Annotated in this window: 1 pseudogene; it reads right to left on the bottom strand. The window is 56.5% G+C overall.

The features are described 5' to 3' along the window. Positions 1 to 283: pseudogene (locus tag Q4563_RS19315) on the bottom strand (hypothetical protein); the annotation flags it as partial.

The following is a 283-nucleotide window of genomic DNA, read 5'->3' as shown; positions in this document are numbered from 1 at the left end:
AGCTTTAACGGTGCCAGAGCACCGGCGGCTTTTAAGCGCAGGTAGTTGGTTTGGGATGGCGTCCAGTAGACATCCACGCCTCCCTGCTGCGGTTGCAACAGGTAAGGCAGGGCATCAAAGGGCATACGCCAGAGGACATTGAGTTGCAGGGTTGGGTGTTGTTCTTCAAACGCTTGCTGAAATGCTGATACGACCGGTTGCGGGTAGCTGGTCATCAGGGTAATGGTCTGGGCGCTGGTGGTCAGCGTATGCAGTAACAACAGCGCTGGCAGCAGCAGGTGAC

It is taken from the genome of Gilvimarinus sp. 1_MG-2023 (genome assembly GCF_030548285.1).
The sequence above is the reverse complement of the archived record's forward strand: the minus strand, read 5'-3'. Positions and strand labels throughout refer to the sequence as shown.